At 44.4% G+C, this 1,316-nt stretch carries 2 protein-coding genes and 1 pseudogene; all 3 read right to left on the reverse strand.

The window, feature by feature from the left end:
- Positions 1–237: pseudogene (locus A3738_RS15485) on the reverse strand (chemotaxis protein CheR); the annotation flags it as partial.
- A 19-nt stretch (positions 238–256) separates the two neighbouring features.
- Positions 257–778, reverse strand: coding sequence for a chemotaxis protein CheW (locus tag A3738_RS15490; RefSeq protein ID WP_068480014.1), 522 nt, complete (start codon positions 776–778; stop codon positions 257–259).
- Positions 779–884: 106 nt separating this feature from the next.
- Positions 885–1,316, reverse strand: a 432-nt coding sequence (locus A3738_RS15495) for a chemotaxis protein CheW (RefSeq protein ID WP_231876668.1), incomplete at its 5' end; no start/stop codon positions are given.

A 1,316-nucleotide genomic window follows, 5' to 3' on the forward strand; every position in this document is an offset into this window, starting at 1 on the left:
TGCGTTGATAAATAAACTGACTTCTGGATGCTTTGGATTGCGAATAATTTCGCAATACTCTCCAAACTCACTTAGGTTAAGTTCCCGCATCCGACGAGCGAGACGGCCATAAACCATGTCTTGTTTATGGTCACCCAGAACGATACCTGTATAAGAATAAGCAAGTTTACTGATCTCAGAAAAATCTTTCTCTGACATGAAGAATTCGCGATCAATCTTTTTCGCGTTGGCTCCCACGTGCTCTCGTCCCTTTGAATCAGTGAATACTTAGCAATGCCTTTTGATCTTGAATGAGGCCTTCGTTTAGATCTAACAAAATGACCATATGTTCTTCTGTACTGCCCAAACCTTTGACGTACTGACCTTGGGCTTTGTTACTTAACTCGGGTGCGGGCTGAATATCTTTGTCAGAGAAGTTATGAACATCTGACACGGCGTCGACGACCACTCCCATCACTTTATTTGAGTTAGAACATTCGACATTCAAAATAATGACGACAGTCGCATCGTCGTACGTTAAATCGGTCAAGCCAAAGCTCATACGCAGGTCAATCACAGGAACAACAGTCCCACGCAAGTTCATAACGCCCAAAACATGGCCTGGTGAATTGGGAATGCGCGTAACAGCCTCCCAGCCACGAATTTCTTGAACAGATAATATATTGACGCCAAATTCTTCTTCCTTCATATAGAAGGTCAAATATTGCTCAGCCAATTCTGCCTGCGCATGAATGCCATCATCATTGTTTGGAGCTTCAATTTCTGTTTGCTTAGCCATTACTGCTCTCCTTATCTCGCCCTAGGCCGCAGCCGAGTCATCTTCGTTGACGTGTTTCTTGTATTCGTCTCGACTCACGCCAGACAATTTTATCAAGCCGCCAATATCAAGAATTAGTGAGACAGTGCCATCCCCCCAAAATAGTGGCACCAGAAATTCCATCGACAGAACGATAGTTTTCCTGAAGACTTTTGATCACCACCTGTTGCTGAGCTAGTAAGTCATCGACGAGTACGGCAATTTTCATGTTGTCACCCTCAACGACGACAAGCAGACCATCTTCAAGCTTTTCTGAATCAGGCTTAATGCTGAAGATATCCCAAAGGCGCACAATTGGTACGTATTCATCCCGCAAGCGCAAGACCTCACAGCCTGATGAAACACGATGAATCATTTGATCATAAGACTGAATAGACTCAACAATTGAGACCAGAGGGAAAATAAAGACATCGCTGCCAACTCGGATGAGTTGTCCATCAAGAATTGCTAGTGTGAGTGGTAATCGGATGGTGAAGGTGCTGCCTTTGCCAGACTGCGA

The organism is Oleiphilus sp. HI0066, assembly GCF_001635725.1.